At 68.0% G+C, this 16,437-nt stretch carries 14 protein-coding genes; 7 read left to right on the forward strand and 7 right to left on the reverse strand.

The genetic code is table 11. From position 1 onward, the window contains the following. Positions 1-374 precede the first annotated feature (374 nt). Both ACCD06_RS25755 and ACCD06_RS25760 read left to right on the forward strand, forming a co-directional pair. Positions 375-1,001, forward strand: coding sequence for an ATP-dependent Clp protease proteolytic subunit (locus ACCD06_RS25755; RefSeq protein ID WP_109073003.1), 627 nt, complete (start codon positions 375-377; stop codon positions 999-1,001). Between the two features lie 137 nt (positions 1,002-1,138). Continuing rightward, a complete protein-coding gene (locus ACCD06_RS25760; RefSeq protein WP_136703898.1) occupies positions 1,139-1,579 on the forward strand; it encodes a PRC-barrel domain-containing protein in 441 nt (146 codons plus the stop codon). Between the two features lie 72 nt (positions 1,580-1,651). Here ACCD06_RS25760 and ACCD06_RS25765 read toward each other — a convergent pair whose 3' ends face one another. The 4 genes from ACCD06_RS25765 to ACCD06_RS25780 all read right to left on the reverse strand — a co-directional run bounded on the left by ACCD06_RS25765 (position 1,652) and on the right by ACCD06_RS25780 (position 7,836). After that, on the reverse strand, positions 1,652-1,948 hold the full coding sequence (locus ACCD06_RS25765) for a hypothetical protein (RefSeq protein ID WP_109073001.1): 297 nt from the start codon (positions 1,946-1,948) through the stop codon (positions 1,652-1,654). Positions 1,949-2,010: 62 nt separating this feature from the next. Continuing rightward, complete coding sequence (locus ACCD06_RS25770) at positions 2,011-3,174, reverse strand: OpgC family protein (protein ID WP_109073000.1); 1,164 nt, start codon at positions 3,172-3,174, stop codon at positions 2,011-2,013. 290 nt (positions 3,175-3,464) lie between these two features. Further along, positions 3,465-6,599 (reverse strand): efflux RND transporter permease subunit, encoded by a 3,135-nt coding sequence (locus ACCD06_RS25775; protein ID WP_413344487.1) that lies wholly within the window; start codon positions 6,597-6,599, stop codon positions 3,465-3,467. Positions 6,600-6,603: 4 nt separating this feature from the next. After that, positions 6,604-7,836 (reverse strand): efflux RND transporter periplasmic adaptor subunit, encoded by a 1,233-nt coding sequence (locus ACCD06_RS25780; protein WP_413344489.1) that lies wholly within the window; start codon positions 7,834-7,836, stop codon positions 6,604-6,606. Between the two features lie 174 nt (positions 7,837-8,010). On the opposite strand from ACCD06_RS25780, the gene ACCD06_RS25785 reads away from it, so the two are divergent. The 3 genes from ACCD06_RS25785 to ACCD06_RS25795 all read left to right on the forward strand — a co-directional run bounded on the left by ACCD06_RS25785 (position 8,011) and on the right by ACCD06_RS25795 (position 10,831). After that, complete coding sequence (locus ACCD06_RS25785) at positions 8,011-8,850, forward strand: cytochrome c oxidase assembly protein (protein WP_413344491.1); 840 nt, start codon at positions 8,011-8,013, stop codon at positions 8,848-8,850. A 4-nt stretch (positions 8,851-8,854) separates the two neighbouring features. Then, positions 8,855-10,024, forward strand: a complete 1,170-nt coding sequence (locus ACCD06_RS25790) for a c-type cytochrome (RefSeq protein ID WP_413344493.1) — start codon at positions 8,855-8,857, stop codon at positions 10,022-10,024. A 141-nt stretch (positions 10,025-10,165) separates the two neighbouring features. Next, a complete protein-coding gene (locus ACCD06_RS25795; RefSeq protein WP_413344495.1) occupies positions 10,166-10,831 on the forward strand; it encodes a peptidoglycan-binding domain-containing protein in 666 nt (221 codons plus the stop codon). Positions 10,832-10,947: 116 nt separating this feature from the next. Here the strand turns inward: ACCD06_RS25795 and ACCD06_RS25800 are convergent, their stop codons facing one another. Genes ACCD06_RS25800 through coxB form a run of 3 tightly spaced genes read right to left on the reverse strand, consistent with a single transcriptional unit; the run spans position 10,948 to position 14,890 of the window. Continuing rightward, the gene (locus ACCD06_RS25800; protein WP_413344497.1) at positions 10,948-11,310 is read right to left on the reverse strand and encodes a hypothetical protein; all 363 of its coding nucleotides are present in this window, start codon (positions 11,308-11,310) and stop codon (positions 10,948-10,950) included. 8 nt (positions 11,311-11,318) lie between these two features. Then, entirely contained in the window at positions 11,319-13,874 is a 2,556-nt protein-coding gene (gene ctaD / locus ACCD06_RS25805; protein ID WP_413344499.1) for a cytochrome c oxidase subunit I, read from the reverse strand. Then, positions 13,871-14,890, reverse strand: a complete 1,020-nt coding sequence (coxB, locus tag ACCD06_RS25810) for a cytochrome c oxidase subunit II (RefSeq protein ID WP_413344501.1) — start codon at positions 14,888-14,890, stop codon at positions 13,871-13,873. Before coxB ends, ctaD begins: the two co-directional genes overlap by 4 nt. Positions 14,891-15,087: 197 nt before the next feature. Here coxB and ACCD06_RS25815 point away from each other — a divergent pair, with 197 nt between their 5' ends. Together ACCD06_RS25815 and ACCD06_RS25820 are read left to right on the forward strand one after the other, a co-directional pair. Next, entirely contained in the window at positions 15,088-15,954 is an 867-nt protein-coding gene (locus ACCD06_RS25815) for a TIGR02587 family membrane protein (protein WP_413344503.1), read from the forward strand. Positions 15,955-15,984: 30 nt separating this feature from the next. Further along, on the forward strand, positions 15,985-16,431 hold the full coding sequence (locus ACCD06_RS25820; RefSeq protein ID WP_413344505.1) for a TIGR02588 family protein: 447 nt from the start codon (positions 15,985-15,987) through the stop codon (positions 16,429-16,431). Positions 16,432-16,437 lie beyond the last annotated feature (6 nt).

Here is a 16,437-nt window from a genome sequence, read left to right on the forward strand (position 1 = left end):
GAACGGCGTCAATGCCGCGCCACCGGTTTTCCGCCGCCCCTTACCCGTGCCGCCGCCTCGTGGTAGGAAAGACCATCGTGCCGCGCCAACCGGGCCGCGCCAACTGGAAGGACACCCGCGTGTTCGGTGAATGGAACAGTGGAACATCCCCGGAAAACTGTTTCACGCTGTTCCAAACGTTCCATTCGGCCCCACCCCCACCCATGGCCCTACCCATCGATTTTGGCCGGCCGGACGTTGAACATGAAGGCCGGACGGGCTATGTGGTGAAGCAGGCAAGGCGCATGCGGCAGCGGGACGGCAGCCGGGGGATTTCTCCGGCGGCGCATCCCGGTCCCGATACCCCGCTTCCGATACCAGGGAGAAGAACATCAATGGCGCAGGTCGGATACACCCGGTTCGACGACGAACCTGAAAAGGAACCGGACGAGAAGTCGAAGGAAAGCGCCCAGCCGCAGTTCGCCGCCGTGCAGCAGAGCCTGTTCAAGGCGCGTACGGTCCTGATCTTCGGCCAGATCGACATGAAGCTGGCGCAGGTCGTGTCGGCCCAGCTGCTGGCGCTCGCGCATGAGAACGACGACGACATCACCGTCGTGGTCAACTCGCCGGGCGGCCATGTCGAGGCGGGCGACACCATCCACGACATGATCCGCTTCATCAAGCCGCGGGTGAAGATGCTGGGCACGGGCTGGGTCGCCAGCGCCGGCTGCCACATCTATCTGGCGGCGAAGAAGGAAGACCGTTTCTGCCTGCCCAACACCCGCTTCCTGATCCACCAGCCGCTGGGCGGAACGGGCGGCCGGGCGACGGACATCGCCATCGAGGCGAAGGAAATCATCCGCATGCGCGAGCGTCTGAATCAGATCATCGCGCGTGAGACCGGGCAGCCGTACGAAAAGGTCGCCAAGGACACCGACCGCAACTACTGGATGCTCGCCGAAGAGGCGAAGGACTACGGCATCGTCAGCCACGTCATCAACACGATGGACGAGCTGAAGTAACGGTTCCACGGTAGACCAAAGAAATTGGGCCTTTCTCCAAATGGGAGGAAGGCCCAATTTCTTTTGGGAAACAGGAAACCCATCGGCCGGCAGGGGTGTTGATCCGCCACAACATCCCAATAAGATGGAGCCAACCGATGAAACGCTATCTTGTCCTGGGCTGCACTGCCGCGCTTCTCGCCGCCACGCCGGCCATGGCCGCGTCTTCGGACAACAGCGTGACCAAGTCCAACAATCCCACCGTCGCAGCGGTCGACGACAGCGCCGACCCGGCGCTGATGAAGATGCATGTCGACCAACTGAAGGGTAAGGACATCTATGGCGCCAAGGGCGAGAACATGGCGGAGATCGAAGACGTCGTCCGCTACAACAACAAGCTCTATGCCGTGATCGACGTCGACCACACCGTCGACGTCAGCGACAAGGACGTCGTTCTGCCGCTGAACAAGCTGCACATGAAGGGCGACAAGATCACCCTCGACATGACCGAGCAGCAGCTCCAGGGCCTGGAGAAGTGGCAGAAGGGCCGCTATGAGACCGTGAAGGGCAAGGGTCCGCTGAGCGAGCTGTCCCACTAAGACCGCGTACGGAAAAAAGGCGGCGGAGGGAAAGCCCTCCGCCGCCTTTTCCATGGGCGGTGCGATGTTTTCCTAGACCGACACGTCCAGCAGCGACCCGCGCTGGCGGTATCCCTGGGCATTCACCCGGGCGGCAAGCGCGCCGGCATTGGTGTCGACGGCCTGATTGCCCTCGGTGCCGCTGCGGGTATCGCGGGACTGGTCGGACTTCCCGATGGCCGGGGGCGCGGCCACCGTCTGGGTACGCACCGGCGGCGCCACCTGCTGCGCCGCCTGGACCGCCGGGGACATGGCGATCTGCGCCGCGGGCGTCAGCTGCGGCGTTGGCTTCAGCGTCTGGTAGGACGGTATGGCCGGGTTGAATTGCATTCTCAAAATATGCGCCTACCCGGCGCAGGATTCAAGAAGCCCAGCCCTGGCTTGCCACCCTTTCACGGAGTCTCCGGCACGGCCGCCTGCGGCACCGCCGACTTGGCCGGCTGCCGGCGGGTCCGCCGCCGCTCCAGCACCATCGCCATCGCCAGCAGCACGGCGATCCCCGCCAGATTGACCGCCAGCACCGTCACGGAGTTCCGCCCGGCCAGCAGAACGGCGGTGCCGGCGATGGACAGCACGACGCCGACGCAGAAGACCGGCAGCGAATGCCGGCCGCAGGCGACCAGCAGCCGGGCGGGGGCGGAGCGCAGCCACCCCGCATCGCGCGGCACCAGCAGCGCCGCCGCACAGGCCAGCGCCAGGAAATGCAGAAGCCGCATCGGCCCCAGCGTGTCCTTGTCGGCCCAGGGGATGGTCTGCTCCGGCAGCCAGCTCTGCAGTGCCGCAGGCGTCAGCGCATGGCCGATGTCGGAGGCCGCGAACTTCCACAGCGCCATGCCGACCAGCAGAGCCAGCGACCCGGCCAGCAGCCAGCGGGACCGCGGCATCCTGACCCGGCCGCTGCGCACCACCAGCGCCAGACTGGTGCCGAGAAAGAACACGCATTGCCAGGCCAGCGGGCTGAAGTTCCAGTCCTCGTCCCACAGGTTGGGCGGAATCAGTCCGGGCGCCGCCTGGGCGACCAGATAGAGCACGAGCGACAACGCCACCGCCGCATAGCCGAAGCGGGCATAGGTCCACAGGAACAGCGGCGCCACCGCCACCAGCAGGATGTAAAGCGCCAGGATGTCGAAGGCGAAGGGCAGATACATCAGCACCAGATGCCACGCGATGGCGGTCACCGGGGTCTCGAACAGCGGCTCGAAGCTCTCCAGCCGGTTCGACGCCTCCATGGGCAGATCGCCGACATGGACGGCGAGCGCGACGACCAGCGCGCTGACCAGCATGGTCACGATGTTGGCCGTCCACAGCTGCCGGCAGCGGCCGAGCGCCTTGCGCTGGCAGGCGGCGAACCCGTGCTCCGCCAGCACCGGACCATAGGCCAGCGCGATGGCGTAGCCGGAGATGAAGACGAAGATCTCGGCCGAATCGGAGGGGCCGAAACGGGCGGGCATCAGCTTTGCCAGCGGGTTCCCGCCGACATGGTTGACGAAGATGATCAGAAGGGCCACGCCCTTGAAGAGATCGAGACGTGCGTCGCGTGCCTGACGTTGCTGCATACAGCCGTGCCTCTCCTGCTGTGGCGGGCTCCCCGGCGGGGGCGGATGCCGCCCTGAGGGGGGTCAGCAGACGAATCGCGGTGGCGCCGGACCACCGAAGGTTCGGCACCGCCACGGCGGATGTAGCCCACCATGGACATTTTCGCCGGCCGGGTGTCCAACGCGATGGGGGAACCCTTCCAACGCGGCGCCGGAGGGGAAAAGCGTTAAGCCCTTCTCATAGGGGCTGTGGCAACCAGCCCGTTATCGCGCGTCCGCAAGGGCGGGCGCCGCAGCCGGACGGTCCTGCGTCAAGCACGCTTCCCCTCCGCCTGGACGGCGCGCGGACGGCCGCGCAGCCGTTCGGTCAGGCGCTGGAAGGCGACGAATAGGACCGGGACGAAGACGATGCCGATCACCGTCGCCGCGACCATGCCGCTGAACACGGTGGTGCCGATCGACCGGCGGCTCGCCGCGCCGGCTCCGGTGGAGATCAGCAGCGGCACCGTGCCCAGGATGAAGGCCAGCGCGGTCATCAGCACGGCGCGGAAGCGCTGGCGGGCGCCCGCCACCGCGGCATCGACGATCGACCGGCCGTCGGCCCGCTGCTCCCGCGCGAACTCGACGATCAGAATGGCGTTCTTCGCGGCCAGACCCACCAGCAGCACCAGACCGATCTGCGCATAGATGTCGTTGGGAATCCCGGCGACCCACAGCCCGACGCCGGCCCCCAGCACGGCGACGGCCACCGACAGCAGCACCGCCAGGGGCACCAGCCAGTCCTCATACTGCGCCACCAGGAACAGATAGCCGAACAGCAGGGCGAGGCCGAACACCATCAGCCCCTGATTGCCGACTTGGCTTTCCTGATAGGACAGGCCGCTCCACTCGGTGGCATAGCCCTGCGGAAGGGTGTTCCGCGCCACGTCCTGCATGGCGGTCAGCGCCTGGCCGGAGCTGACGCCGGCCGCCGCCTGCCCGTTGACGGACGCCGACATGAACTGGTTGTAGCGGGTGATGCTGTCGGGGGCGAGCGTGGTGCGCACCGACACGAGGCTGCGCAGCGGCACCATGTCGCCCGACCGGCTGCGGACATAGAGTTGGTCGATCTCCTTCACCTGATCGCGGAAGCCGGCGGCGTCCTGCACCTTCACCTGGAAGACGCGGCCATACAGGTTGAAGTCGTTGACGTAGCTGGCGCCCAGATGCGCCTGCAGCGTGGTGAAGATGTCGGCCGGCGACACCCCCAGCAGGGAGGCGCGGGTGCGGTCGACATCCAGATACAGGTGCGGCACGTCGGCGCTGTAGGTGCTGAACACCGCCTGCAGGTTCGCATCCTGGTTGGCGGCGACCAGCAGGCCGCGCAGCACCGATCCCAACTCCTGCGGGCTTTGGCCGCCAGTGGCGAGCACCCGCATGTCGAAGCCGCCGGTGGCGCCCAGACCGGGGATGGAGGGCGGGTTGAAGGCGGTGACCGTCGCCTGCGGCATCGCGCCGAAGCGTGGGCGCAGGCTGCCCAGGATGGCGTCCACCGTCTGGTCGCTCCCCCGCTCCGCCCAGGGCTTCAGCGCGGCGATGACGAGCCCGACGTTGGAGCCCTGGCCGCTGAGGATGCTGAAGCCGGAAATGGCGATGACGTCGGCGACGCCCGGCTCCTCCTTAATGGTTTCGCTCACCCGGTCCATCACGGCCTGGGTTCGGGTGACCGACGCGGCGCTGGGAAGCTGGACGTTGACGAAGAAATAGCCCTGGTCCTCGGCCGGCAGGAAGGCGGTGGGAAGACTGCGCAGCAGGGCGAAGGCGCCGGCGGTGATCGCGACGAACAGCAGCAGCCCGACGATCAGCCGCCGTCCCAACCCATGCACCAGCCGTCCGTAGCCGTCGCGCACCCGGTCGAGCCCGCGGTTGAAGGCCGCCAGCGGGCGCCACGGCTCCCCCGGCTTGCGCAGCAGCAAGCCGCACAGCGCCGGGCTGAGCGTCAGGGAATTGATGCCGGAGATGATGAAGGAAGTCGCGATCGTCACCGCGAACTGCCGGTAGAGCTGCCCGGTGATGCCCGGCAGGAAGGCCACCGGCACGAACACCGCCGCCAGCACCAGGGTGGAGGCGACGATGGCGCCGCTGACCTGCCCCATCGCCCGGGCCGCCGCCTCGGTCGAGGACAGGTCGGGATGCTCCTCCATCACGCGCCGGACATTCTCCACCACGACGATGGCGTCGTCGACGACGAGGCCGATGGCGAGGATCAGCGCGAACAGCGTGATGGTGTTGGCGCTGTAGCCGAGAACCAGCAGCACGGCGAAGACGCCGATGATCGACACCGGGATCGCCAGCGTCGGAATCAGCGTCGCCCGCCAGTCCTGCAGGAAGACGTAGATGACCGCCACCACCAGCAGGAAGGTGATGCCCAGCGTCAGCACGATCTCTTCGATGGTGGCGGTGACGAAATTGGTGGTGTTGAAGACGACCGCGTATTTCAGCCCCTCGGGAAAGCGCTGCGACAGCCGCTCCAGCTCGCCGCGCACGGAATTGGCGACGTCCAGCGCGTTGGCGCCCGGCGACTGGTAGACGACCAGCGTCGCCGCCGGCGCCCCGTTCAGCTTGGAGGAGGAGGTGTAGGACTGGGCCCCCAGCTCCACCCGCGCCACGTCGCTGAGGCGGACGATGCCGCCATTCTCGTTGCTGCGGATGATGATGTTGGCGAATTCCTGCGGATCGTTCAGCCGGCCGCGGGCGATGATGGTCAACTGCTGCTGCTGGTCGCCGCCGATGGGCGGGGCGCCGATCTGGCCGGCGGGGGCCTGGACATTCTGCTTCTGAATGGCGCCGATCACATCCGAAGCGGTGATGCCCAGCGCCGTCATGCGATCCGGGTTCATCCAGATGCGCATGCTGTAGTCGAGCGCACCCAGCACCTGCGCATCGCCGACGCCGGGGACGCGGGCGATGGAATCGCGCAGGTTCAGGCTGGCGTAGTTGGAGATGAAGATCGGGTCGAACTTGCCGTCGGGGGCATAGACGTTCACCGCCATCAGCATGTTGGACGATTGCCGGCGCACCGTGACGCCCTGGCGCGTCACCTCCGACGGCAGGCTGGCGGTGGCGAGCGACATGCGGTTCTGCACATTGACCGCGGCAATGTCGGGATCAGTGCCCGGGGCGAAGGTGATGGTCAGCGAATAGCTGCCGGTGTCGGTGCTGGTGGACGACATGTAGAGCATGCCTTCCACGCCGTTCACCTGGGCTTCGATCGGGGCGGCGACGCTGTCGGCCACCACCTGGGCGTTGGCGCCGGGATAGGTTGCCGAAACCTGGACGGTCGGCGGGGTGATCGACGGATATTGCGCAACCGGGATGGCGTTCAGCGCCAGAAAGCCGGCGATCAGCGTGACGACGGCGATGACGATCGCCAGGTTCGGCCGGCGGATGAAGAGTGCGGAGAACATCGCCTCACTCCTTCGCCGTACCGGAGGCGCCACCGGACGCAGACGCACCACCGGACGAACCGGCGCCGGCCCCTGCTGCGGTTCCTTCGGCCACCTCGTCGGCCGGGGTGGGCTGCACGACCATGCCCGGCCGCACCTTCTGCACGCCGCCGACCACCACCGTCTCCCCGGCTGTCAGCCCCTTTTCCACCACCAGCGACTGGTCGACCTGCGCGCCGGTCTCGACCGGACGGCGCTGCACCCGGTTCTGGTCGTCCAGCACCAGCACGTAATGCCCCTGCTGGTCCTGCTGGACCGAGGCGACGGGCACCACCGGGCGTTGTTCCGGCTGGTCGCGCCGGACCCGCACGGTCACATACTGGCCGGGCAGAAGCAGGCGCTGCGGGTTGGCGAAGGTGGCGCGGATGCTGACCGTGCCGGTCTGTGGATCGACGCGGTTGTTTGCGAACTCGATCCGGCCCTCCTCGGCATAGTCGCTGCCGTCGGGCAGGACCAGGGTCGGCACGAACTTCTCCGCCGCCTGCGACGGCTGGCGGACGTCGAACTTGCGCTGGAAGGCCAGCAGGTCGCGGTCGGCGACCGAGAAGACGGCGCGGATGGGGTCGAGTTGCACCACCGTCGCCAGCACGCCGGTCGACGGATTGACGAGGTTCCCCTGAGTCACCGCCGTGGCGCCGATACGACCGTCCACCGGGCTGGTGATGCGGGTGTAGCCGAGATTGATCTCTGCCGTGCGGACCTGGGCCTGGTTCATCATCACCGCCGCCTGGGCGGCGTCGCGGTCGGCCAGCGCCTGATCCAGCTGCGCCTGTGAGACGTTGCCGCGCTGGCGCAGCTCCTCGGCGCGGTTGTAGGCACGCTCCGCCTCCCGCAGCTTGGCTTCGGCGCTGGCGAGCTGGGCCTTGGCGCTGTCGAGCGCGGCCTGATAGGGCGCCGGCTCGATCACATAGAGCAGATCGCCCTCGTGGACGTCCTGCCCCTCCTGGAAGGCGACCTGCTCGACGGTGCCTTCGATCCGGGGACGCGCCTCGAAGGAGCGGATGGCCTCGATCCTGCCGATGAACTCCGACGCGGGGGCGACGTCGCGGCTCTGCACCGGTACGGTGGTCACGGCCGGAGGAGGCGCCTTCTGGTCTTGCGCCTGCGCCTGCGCCGGCGCGGCGGCGAGCAGCCCCGACAGCACGGCCGCGCGGACGGCGGAAAGGGCGCGGGTGCGGCGGGGCGAGGCGGCGAACATGGCGGTCTCCGGCTGCGTTTCCGATTGGCCTTGCGCGCATCAACATCCCGGCGACCGATCTGCTCCCTGCCCATCGGGTCATTTGCCGCCGGAAACGTCGCCTTGTCAGGGAACATCCCGCCACGCCGGTTATTGGACAGCATGCAGAGTCCCCGGAACCCGCGAGGCCGCGCCATGGCGACAGACAGCTTTCCCTTCGTTCCCTACTGCGGTGTTCCGCCGGTGCCGGGTGAGCTGTCAACCGCATGGAACGGCGATCCGGTGCTGCTGGCCGCCTTCGCTCTGGCCGCGATCGGCTTGACGGTGGTGGCGCGCCGTCCGGCCGGCCGCGGCGGACATGCCGGCCATCGGTCCATGTGCTTGGCCGCCGGCTGGCTGGTGTTGGGCGTCGCCTTCATCTCCCCGCTGTGCAGCCTGACCTCCGCCCTGTTTTCCGCCCGCGTGGCCCAGCATCTGCTGACCATCCAGGTCGCAGCGCCGCTGTTCGTGCTCGGCTTGCCGAGCGGTGCGGTGCGGTGGCCGAACCCGCTGCGCAGGATGGCAAGGCCGCTCGGCAAGCCGGAACTGGCCTGGGGTCTGTTCGGCATCACGCTGTGGATCTGGCATTTGCCCGGCCCCTACATGGCGGCGCTGGCGAACGACGCCGTGCTGTGGCTGATGCACGGCACGCTGTTCGCCGGGGCGGTGGCGGCATGGCGGACGGTCCTGGCCCCAACCGACCATGCGATGCGGCTGCGCGGCCTTCTGGCGGCCTTCGGCACCTCGGTCCATCTGGCGATGCTGGCGGCGCTGCTGATCTTCGCCGGGACACCGCTGTTTCCCTACCATCTGACAACCACCGCGCCGTGGGGCCTGTCGCCGCTGGCCGACCAGCAGCTGGGTGGCCTCATCATGGGGGTCGTCGGGTCGCTGGCCTATGTGGTGCTGGTTCTGGCCGGCACCGCCCGCTGGCTGCGCCAAGGGGACATTGGTCAGGGAGAAGACGGTCAGCTCTCCGGCGGAAAGGCTGGTTGAGCGCATGTGGCGGACCCTGAAGACACTCGCCATCGCAGGCGTGGCAGCCGGGATCGGTGGGCTCCTGTTCGCGTGGTCGGGCCTGTACAGCGTGGCGGCGAGCAAGGCGCATTGGACGCCGGTCGAGATGTTCTTCGAAATGGCGATGCGCCGTTCGGTGGAGACGCATGCCGCTTCCGTCGGCGAGCCGCCTGATCTGGACGACCCGGCGTTGATCCGCCGCGGTGCCGGCCATTACGAGGATGGCTGCGCTCCCTGCCACGGCGCCCCCGACACGCCGCGCAACCCGATCTCCCGCCACATGATGCCGGAGCCGCCCTATCTGCCCGACAAGGTGGCCGACTGGAAGCCGCGGGAGCTGTATTGGATCACCCTGCACGGCATCAAGTACGCCGGCATGCCGGCTTGGCCGGCCCAGCAGCGCAAGGACGAACCTTGGGCGGTTACCGCCTTTCTCCTGCAACTCAAAGGGATGAGCGCGGAAGAATATCACGGCCTCGCTTTCGGGCGGGCGCGGGCCGACGACCATGCGCGGGTGGCCGAGCTGACCGGCCCCGCCAGCGGTCCGACGGGCAGAGGTTTGGGAGAGACCCTGCAGGATTGCGCCCGCTGCCATGGCTTTGACGGGAACGGCGACGGCATCGGCGCCTTCCCGCGGATCGCCGGACAGTCGGCGGATTATCTGCGCGAGACGCTGCAGGCCTACGCCGACGGCAACCGCTTCAGCGGCATCATGCAGCCGGTGGCGGCCGGGTTGGACGAAGAGACGATCCGCGGATTGGCCGAGCATTACGCGGCGCAAAAGCCTGCAACGGCAACGGTTAAGACCGCCGATCCGGCACCGGAGCAGCTCGATCTGGGCCGGCGGATCGCGGAGTCCGGTGCCCCGGACGATGGCGTCGCCGCCTGTTCCGGCTGTCATGGAGGAACCGGGGCCGACACCCGGCATGCGCGCGATCCCCGGTACCCGACCCTGGACGGCCAACATGCGTCCTACATCGCCGCCCAGTTGCGGCTGTGGCGTGACGGGGCGCGCGGCAACACGGCGCTGTCCCGCATCATGGAGGCCGCCGTCCGCCGCATGACCGACGAACAGATCGACGCCGTGGCCGAGTATTACTCCCGCCGCGCCCCCGAACGCGCCACGGCGAAGGGCGATGATGGAAAATCCTGAAGGGACGTCAGGGAACAAGAAGGCCCGCTGCTGATTGTTCATTACATGACCCAGCTGTCGCTTGCCGTGCGGCAGGACAGTACAGGCCGCACCGGGCGGCGGGTCGCCAACATCGAATCGTAATCGAGAAGGATGGCAACCATGCGTGGGATTTCGAAGATCGTCATGACCGCCACCGCGGCCGGCGCCCTGTTCGCGCTGAGTGCCTGCGGCAGCACGGAAACCTCGCGGACCGCGACCGGCGCCGGCACGGGTGCCGTGGCCGGCGCCGTCGTCGGCGGTCCGGTCGGCGCGGTTGTGGGTGGCGTCGGCGGTGCCGTGGCCGGCAACAGCATGGACGAAAGCCTGAGCAAGAAGACCGACCGCGCGACCGACCGCGCCACCCGCGAAGTCCGCGAGGAGGTGTCGGACGATTCGTCCTCCAAGCGCTCGTCCTCCCGCCACGGCATGGCCTCCACCACCAGCATGAGCCATGAGCAGGTGCGCGAGATCCAGCAGGCGCTGAACGATCGCAACGACGGCCGCGACATCACCGTCGACGGCGTCTGGGGTGCCAACACCCGCAGCGCCCTGATGAAGTTCCAGCGCGACAACGGTCTGCGCGCCACCGGCCGCGCCGACCAGCAGACGATGGCCGCGCTGAACCTGAGCGGCAACACCACGGGCACGTCCGGCAGCACCAGCGGGACCAGCAACACCAACAACATGGGCAATACCGGCACCCCGCGGGGCAACGCGATGCCCAGCGACACCCCGCAGAACCAGACCACCCCGCAGGGCTCGATGGGCCAGAACGGCACCAAATAACCCCGGCTTAACAGCCAACCGAATGCCGGTCCTCTACGCCGGTTCCGGGGCATCGCGACGGCACCTCAGGCCGTCGCGGCGTCCGGGAACCGGCGAAGTTCTTTTGGGGCGACCGCTCAGCCGCAGGCGGGGACGATCAGGGCGGGCATGCCCACCCACAGGATCGCGACCAGGGCGCTGCCCGATCCGGCGACGACGAACCAGCGGGCGAAGCGGCGCGGATCGACGGCGCCGACATGCCCGGCCGGCCCGGCGCCACGCAGCGCCTTCACCAGCAGGATCGCCACCCAGCCGATGGCGAGAAGAGTCGCAATGCCGACCAGCGCCATCGACAGCGGCAGGCCGAACAGCATCTCCCCCTCCGGCTTTCGGGCGCAGACCATCCCGTTGATGCCGTAAACCACGCCGAAATGCGCCGCCCAGATCAGGAAGGGCGCCAGCATTCCGACGAAGGTGGCGGGAAAGCTGCGGCTCGCCATGGCGGTCCTCATATCGCAAGACGCGGGAACAGGTGCAGAAGCAGCAGGGCGGTTCCACCCTGCGCCGCGCTGTACCAGCCCATCAGCATGGTGTTGTCGAAGGTCACCCGCCGCTCCGAATGCAGCAGCCCGGCGGCAGAGCGCGCCAGCGTGTAACCCAGCATCAGCGTCATCACCGCGACGTGGAAGCCCTGCCACGCCACCAACATGTAGGCGATGGCGCCATAGGCGCTGTCCGCGCCGACGAGGCCGGTCTGCATCTGCGCAGTGGCGTCCAGCAGGATGCCGCCGACCATCGCCACCCAGGCCACGATCAGCCCGAGACGGACCCGGCCGTGCCGGTTGCGGTCCACGGCGGAGCGCGCCCAGCCGATGGCCAGCGCCGCCAGCCCCCACAGCGCCAGCCCGCCGGCCAGCCAGGGCAGGCCCGGCAGCCCGTCTCCATCCGTCGGCCAGACATCCGGGCTGACCGTCCACAGGAACAGATAGGTGAAGACCAGACAGGCGAAGGCGGTGCCGTCCACCAGCAGAAGCACCACCATGCCCCACCAGCTATGGTTCTTCGGCCCCTGCAGATAGACCGGCACGCGCCATCCGCCGCCGACATCCTGCGGCGGGTGGTCCGCCCCCTTGTCGAGACCCCACAGCCACCAGATCACCAGCCCGACCGCCAGCACCGCGGGGACCATGGAGAAATAATAGAACTTCAGCGTCAGGCAGATGAAATGGGCGGCGGTGAACAGCCCGGCCAGGAAGGGCGCCCAATGCGGCCCGGGCAGCGGCATGAGATATTGCGGCTTCGCCTCGATCGGGCTGGTGACGATGGTCTCCCGCCTGTCGGTCGGCGCGCCGGGCAGGAAATGGGCACCCTCGCGCACCTCGCGCGGCAAATCGGGATTGTCCCACAGGGGATAAAGGCTGGTGACATGCGGGATGCTGCGGACGGCGTACAGCTCGTTCGGCAGCCATTCCAGAGTCCCGGCATTCCACGGGTTGTCGGACGCCTTCTCCCCCCATCCCAGCGCGCTGCGCGCCATGTCGACCAGAACCAGCAGCACGCCCAGCGCCAGCACGAAGGCGCCCACCGTCGACACCATGTTCAGCAGGTTCCAGCCGAGATCGCCGGGATAGGTGTAGACCCGCCGCGGCATGCCCAGCAGACCGCTGATGTGCATGGGGAAGAAGGCGACGTTGAAACCGATGAACATCAGCCAGAAGGCCCAGTTTCCCAAGCGCTCCGACAGCAGCCGGCCGTTCAGCGTCGGCCACCAGTGGTAAAGCCCGGCGAAGACCGGGAACACCATGCCGCCGATCAGCACGTAATGCAGGTGCGCGACGATGAAGTAGCTGTCATGGGCCTGCCAGTCGAAGGGCACCACCGCCACCATCACGCCGGTCAGCCCGCCCAGGACGAAGATGAACAGGAAGCCGAACAGGAAGCGCGTCGCCACCGTCCATTGCACCCGCCCTGCCCCCAGCGTGGCGATCCAGGCGAAGACCTGGATGCCGCTCGGCACCGCGACCGCCATGCTGGCGGCGGAGAAGAAGCTGAGCGACAGCGATGGAATGCCGGTGGCGAACATGTGGTGGACCCACAGCCCGAAACTGAAGAATCCCGTTCCGACCAGCGCGAGCACCACGAAATCGTGGCCGATCAGCGGACGGCGGGCCAGGGTCGGCACCATCATCGAAACCAGCCCGGCGGCCGGCAGGAAGATGATGTAGACCTCCGGATGGCCGAAGAACCAGAACAGGTGCTGCCACAGCAGCGGGTCGCCGCCCTTGTCCGCAATGAAGAAGGGCCAATGGAAGGCGCGCTCGATCTCCAGCAAGGCGGTGGCGACGATCACGGCGGGAAAGGCGAAGATGATCATCCCCGCCATCACCAGCATCGACCAGGCATAGACCGGCAGCTTGTCCAGCGTCATGCCGGGCGGGCGGGTGCGCAGGATGCCGACGACGATCTCGATGGCGCCGGCGATGGCCGAGATCTCGATGAAGCCGATGCCGAGCAGCCAGAAATCGGCGTTGATGCCCGGCGAATGCTCGTAGCTGGTCAGCGGCGGATACATGAACCAGCCGCCGTCGGGCGCCGCACCGAAGATCAGCGAGCAGAAAAAGGCGATGCCGCCGAAGAAATAGGCCCAGAAGGCAAAGGCCGACAGCCGGGGAAAGGGCAGGTCGCGCGCCGCCAGGAAGGACGGCAGCAGATAGACGCCGATGGCCTCCACGATCGGCACGGCGAACAGGAACATCATCCCGGTGCCGTGGACGGTGAAGAACTGGTTGTAGGTGTTGTGGTCGAGCAGGTCGTTGTCCGGCACCGCCAGCTGCAGGCGCATCACCAGCGCCAGCAGCCCGGCGATCAGGAAGAACAGCAGCGCCGTGCCGATGTACCAGACGCCGACCTTGGTGTTGTTCACCGCGGTCAGCAGCGCGATCCCCCGCGGCAGCCGCCAGAGGCGGCGCAGCCTCTCCTCCTCCCCCTCCGGGCGGGGGACGGGGCTGGGAGTTGGCCTGCCGCCGGAGAACTCGTCGCGGGACTCGTCGGTGCGCAGCGTCATTTCAGGCTCTCCAGCCAGGCGGCCATGGCGTCCAGGGTCTCGCCGTCCATCACGTCGAAGGACGGCATGCGGTTCTCGGGCTTGATGTGCTGGGCGCCCTGGATCCAGGCGGCGATGGTCTCCACCCGCGTCGGCATCGTCCCGGCGGCGAGCGACGGCCGGGCGCCGACACGGCTGAGATCGGGGCCGACCAGCCCCGCCGCCTCCGTCCCGCGCACGGCGTGGCAGGACTGGCAGCCGAAGGCGAAGAAGGCGTCCCGGCCGCGCACGAGCTGCGGCGTCTCCGGTTCGGCGGGCGGGCGCCGCTGCGCCGTCATCCAGGCGTCGAACTCGTCCGCCGGCAGGACCCGGATGTCGAAGGCCATCAGGGCATGCTGCGCGCCGCAATATTCGGCGCACTGGCCACGATAGAGCCCAGGCCGCTGCGCCACGATCGGCAGCCGGTTCACATGGCCGGGAATCATGTCGATCTTGCCGGCGAGGCTCGGCGCCCAGAAGCTGTGGATGACGTCGGCGCTGGCGACCCGCAGCTCCACCTGGCGCCCGGCCGGCAGCACCAGTTCGTTGGCGCCGCGAAGCGGCTCCTGTCCCTCCACATGATAGCGGACGTCCCACCACCACATGTAGCCGGTGACCTCGACCACCAGCTCCGGTTCAGGCGTCAGGGTCGCCAGCCGGCGGGCAAGGGCGAATTCATGGAGCTGGAGTGCGGTCAGGGTGACGAGCGGGAACAGGATGCCGCCGCCGATCACCCAGGCGCGGCGGCCGGGAAACCGCTCCGGCCGGACCAGCGCGGCGTAGAGCGCCAGCGCCATCACCGCCAGGAAGATCACCCCGGCGCCGATGAACAGGATCCAGCTGGTGGCCAGGATTTCCTGTGCACTGACCCCGGCGGCATCCAGCGCCGACTGCCGCCCCCCACCACCGGGAAGGGCGCATCCTGAAAGGGCGAGCACCGCAATGGGCAAGCCGGGCCGCAGAGAGGCTCGCGCAGACCGCCGGCTCACCCTGTTCATGTCGATCGCCTCCCCTTCGCCGGGCCACGCCCATCTTCCCCCTCGGGGTCAACACAGCCGAGGCTCGACGGTTTCGTGGGCAATCCGAAGTTCCCATGCGAAATCGCGAAACCTGTGCGTGGCCGTATGCGTTGAAGGTGGAAGTACGGCTCCGACAATCGCGGCGGGGTTGGAAAAGGTGCTTGGGGAGACGATGCATGACCGCCGACACAGGCCGGACGGAGGCGGCGTTGCCGGGGAGGCCCGCTTATGAAGACAACCGCTCCTTCCTCATCGGACTGGCGCGGGCCTTTGCCGGGGCGCTGATCTTCTCGCTGCCGATGCTGATGACGATGGAGATGTGGTGGATCGGCTTCACCATGGACTCCTGGCGGCTGGTCCTGCTGCTGGTGCTGCTGATCCCACTGCTGGTCGGGCTGTCGGTCGTCAGCGGCTTCAAATCCACCGCCAGCCTGCGCGACGACATTGCCGACGCCTTCGTCGCCATCGCCGTGGCGGTGATGATGTCGGTCGTCATCCTCGGCGTCTTCAAGGTGCTGTCCGTCGACATGCCGGCGCGCGAGGTGATCGGCAAGATCGCGCTGCAGAGCTTCCCCGCCGCCATCGGCGCCATGCTGGCCCGCGATCAGCTGGGCGAGAAGAGCAGTGAGAGCATGCAGCGCCAGACCGCGATGACCTATCCGCAGGAGCTGTTCCTGATGGGGGTGGGGGCGCTGTTCCTCGGCCTCAACGTCGCCCCGACGGAGGAGATGGTGCTGCTGTCCTACATGATGGATCCGTGGCGGGAGATCGCGTTGCTGCTGCTGTCGCTGGTGCTGATGCACGCCTTCGTCTACGCCGTGGAGTTCCCCGGCGGGTCGAAGCCGCCGGGCGGCGTCGGGTTCTGGAGCCTGTTCCTGCGCTTCACCGTCGTCGGCTATGTGATCGTGCTGGCGATCTGCCTCTACCTGCTGTGGACCTTCGGCCGAACCGACGGCACCGGGCTGGCCGAGATCATCAGCGCCACCGTGGTCCTGGGCTTTCCCTGCGCCATCGGCGCGGCGGCGGCCCGACTCATCCTGTGACCCTGATCCTGCGAAGGGGGAGAAAGCCCGATGGCGACGACCGACGACGATTCACGGGTGAACGACGGGTCACGGGCGGGCGACGGAGCGGAGCATGCACCGCCGACCTCCCCCCTCGAATGGGTGGTGGCGGGGCTCGGCGCGCTGCTGATCGCCGCGATGATCGTCTACATGGTGCAATACGCTCTCAAGGAGCACAGTTCGGTCCCCGGCGAGATGGAGGTGACCGTGATGGAAACGCGGACCGGCGGCTTGGGCCACACCGTGCGGTTCCAGATCCGCAACCGGACCGCCGCGACCGCCGCAACGCTGATCGTGCGCGGTGAACTGCGGTCCGGCGACCGGGTGGTGGAGACGGCGGAGGCGCAGTTCGACTATCTGCCGCCCTATTCCGAACGCTTCGGCGGCCTGATCTTCCAGCACGACCCGGCCCAATACGAGCTTCGCATCGCCCCCACCGGCTACAGCGAGCCTTGAGGGTCC

Source organism: Azospirillum sp. CT11-132, assembly GCF_047302835.1.
Lineage (GTDB): Bacteria > Pseudomonadota > Alphaproteobacteria > Azospirillales > Azospirillaceae > Azospirillum.

Excerpts from the sequence above, each read along its gene's own strand:
- coxB (WP_413344501.1), bottom strand. The coding sequence starts at position 14,890 with ATGAACAGGGTGAGCCGGCGGTCTGCGCGAGCCTCTCTGCGGCCCGGC.
- ACCD06_RS25785 (WP_413344491.1), top strand. The coding sequence starts at position 8,011 with ATGGCGACAGACAGCTTTCCCTTCGTTCCCTACTGCGGTGTTCCGCCG.
- ACCD06_RS25765 (WP_109073001.1), bottom strand. The coding sequence starts at position 1,948 with ATGCAATTCAACCCGGCCATACCGTCCTACCAGACGCTGAAGCCAACG.
- ACCD06_RS25820 (WP_413344505.1), top strand. The coding sequence starts at position 15,985 with ATGGCGACGACCGACGACGATTCACGGGTGAACGACGGGTCACGGGCG.
- ACCD06_RS25815 (WP_413344503.1), top strand. The coding sequence starts at position 15,088 with ATGACCGCCGACACAGGCCGGACGGAGGCGGCGTTGCCGGGGAGGCCC.
- ACCD06_RS25760 (WP_136703898.1), top strand. The coding sequence starts at position 1,139 with ATGAAACGCTATCTTGTCCTGGGCTGCACTGCCGCGCTTCTCGCCGCC.
- ACCD06_RS25790 (WP_413344493.1), top strand. The coding sequence starts at position 8,855 with ATGTGGCGGACCCTGAAGACACTCGCCATCGCAGGCGTGGCAGCCGGG.
- ACCD06_RS25780 (WP_413344489.1), bottom strand. The coding sequence starts at position 7,836 with ATGTTCGCCGCCTCGCCCCGCCGCACCCGCGCCCTTTCCGCCGTCCGC.
- ctaD (WP_413344499.1), bottom strand. The coding sequence starts at position 13,874 with ATGACGCTGCGCACCGACGAGTCCCGCGACGAGTTCTCCGGCGGCAGG.
- ACCD06_RS25795 (WP_413344495.1), top strand. The coding sequence starts at position 10,166 with ATGCGTGGGATTTCGAAGATCGTCATGACCGCCACCGCGGCCGGCGCC.
- ACCD06_RS25770 (WP_109073000.1), bottom strand. The coding sequence starts at position 3,174 with ATGCAGCAACGTCAGGCACGCGACGCACGTCTCGATCTCTTCAAGGGC.
- ACCD06_RS25755 (WP_109073003.1), top strand. The coding sequence starts at position 375 with ATGGCGCAGGTCGGATACACCCGGTTCGACGACGAACCTGAAAAGGAA.
- ACCD06_RS25775 (WP_413344487.1), bottom strand. The coding sequence starts at position 6,599 with ATGTTCTCCGCACTCTTCATCCGCCGGCCGAACCTGGCGATCGTCATC.
- ACCD06_RS25800 (WP_413344497.1), bottom strand. The coding sequence starts at position 11,310 with ATGGCGAGCCGCAGCTTTCCCGCCACCTTCGTCGGAATGCTGGCGCCC.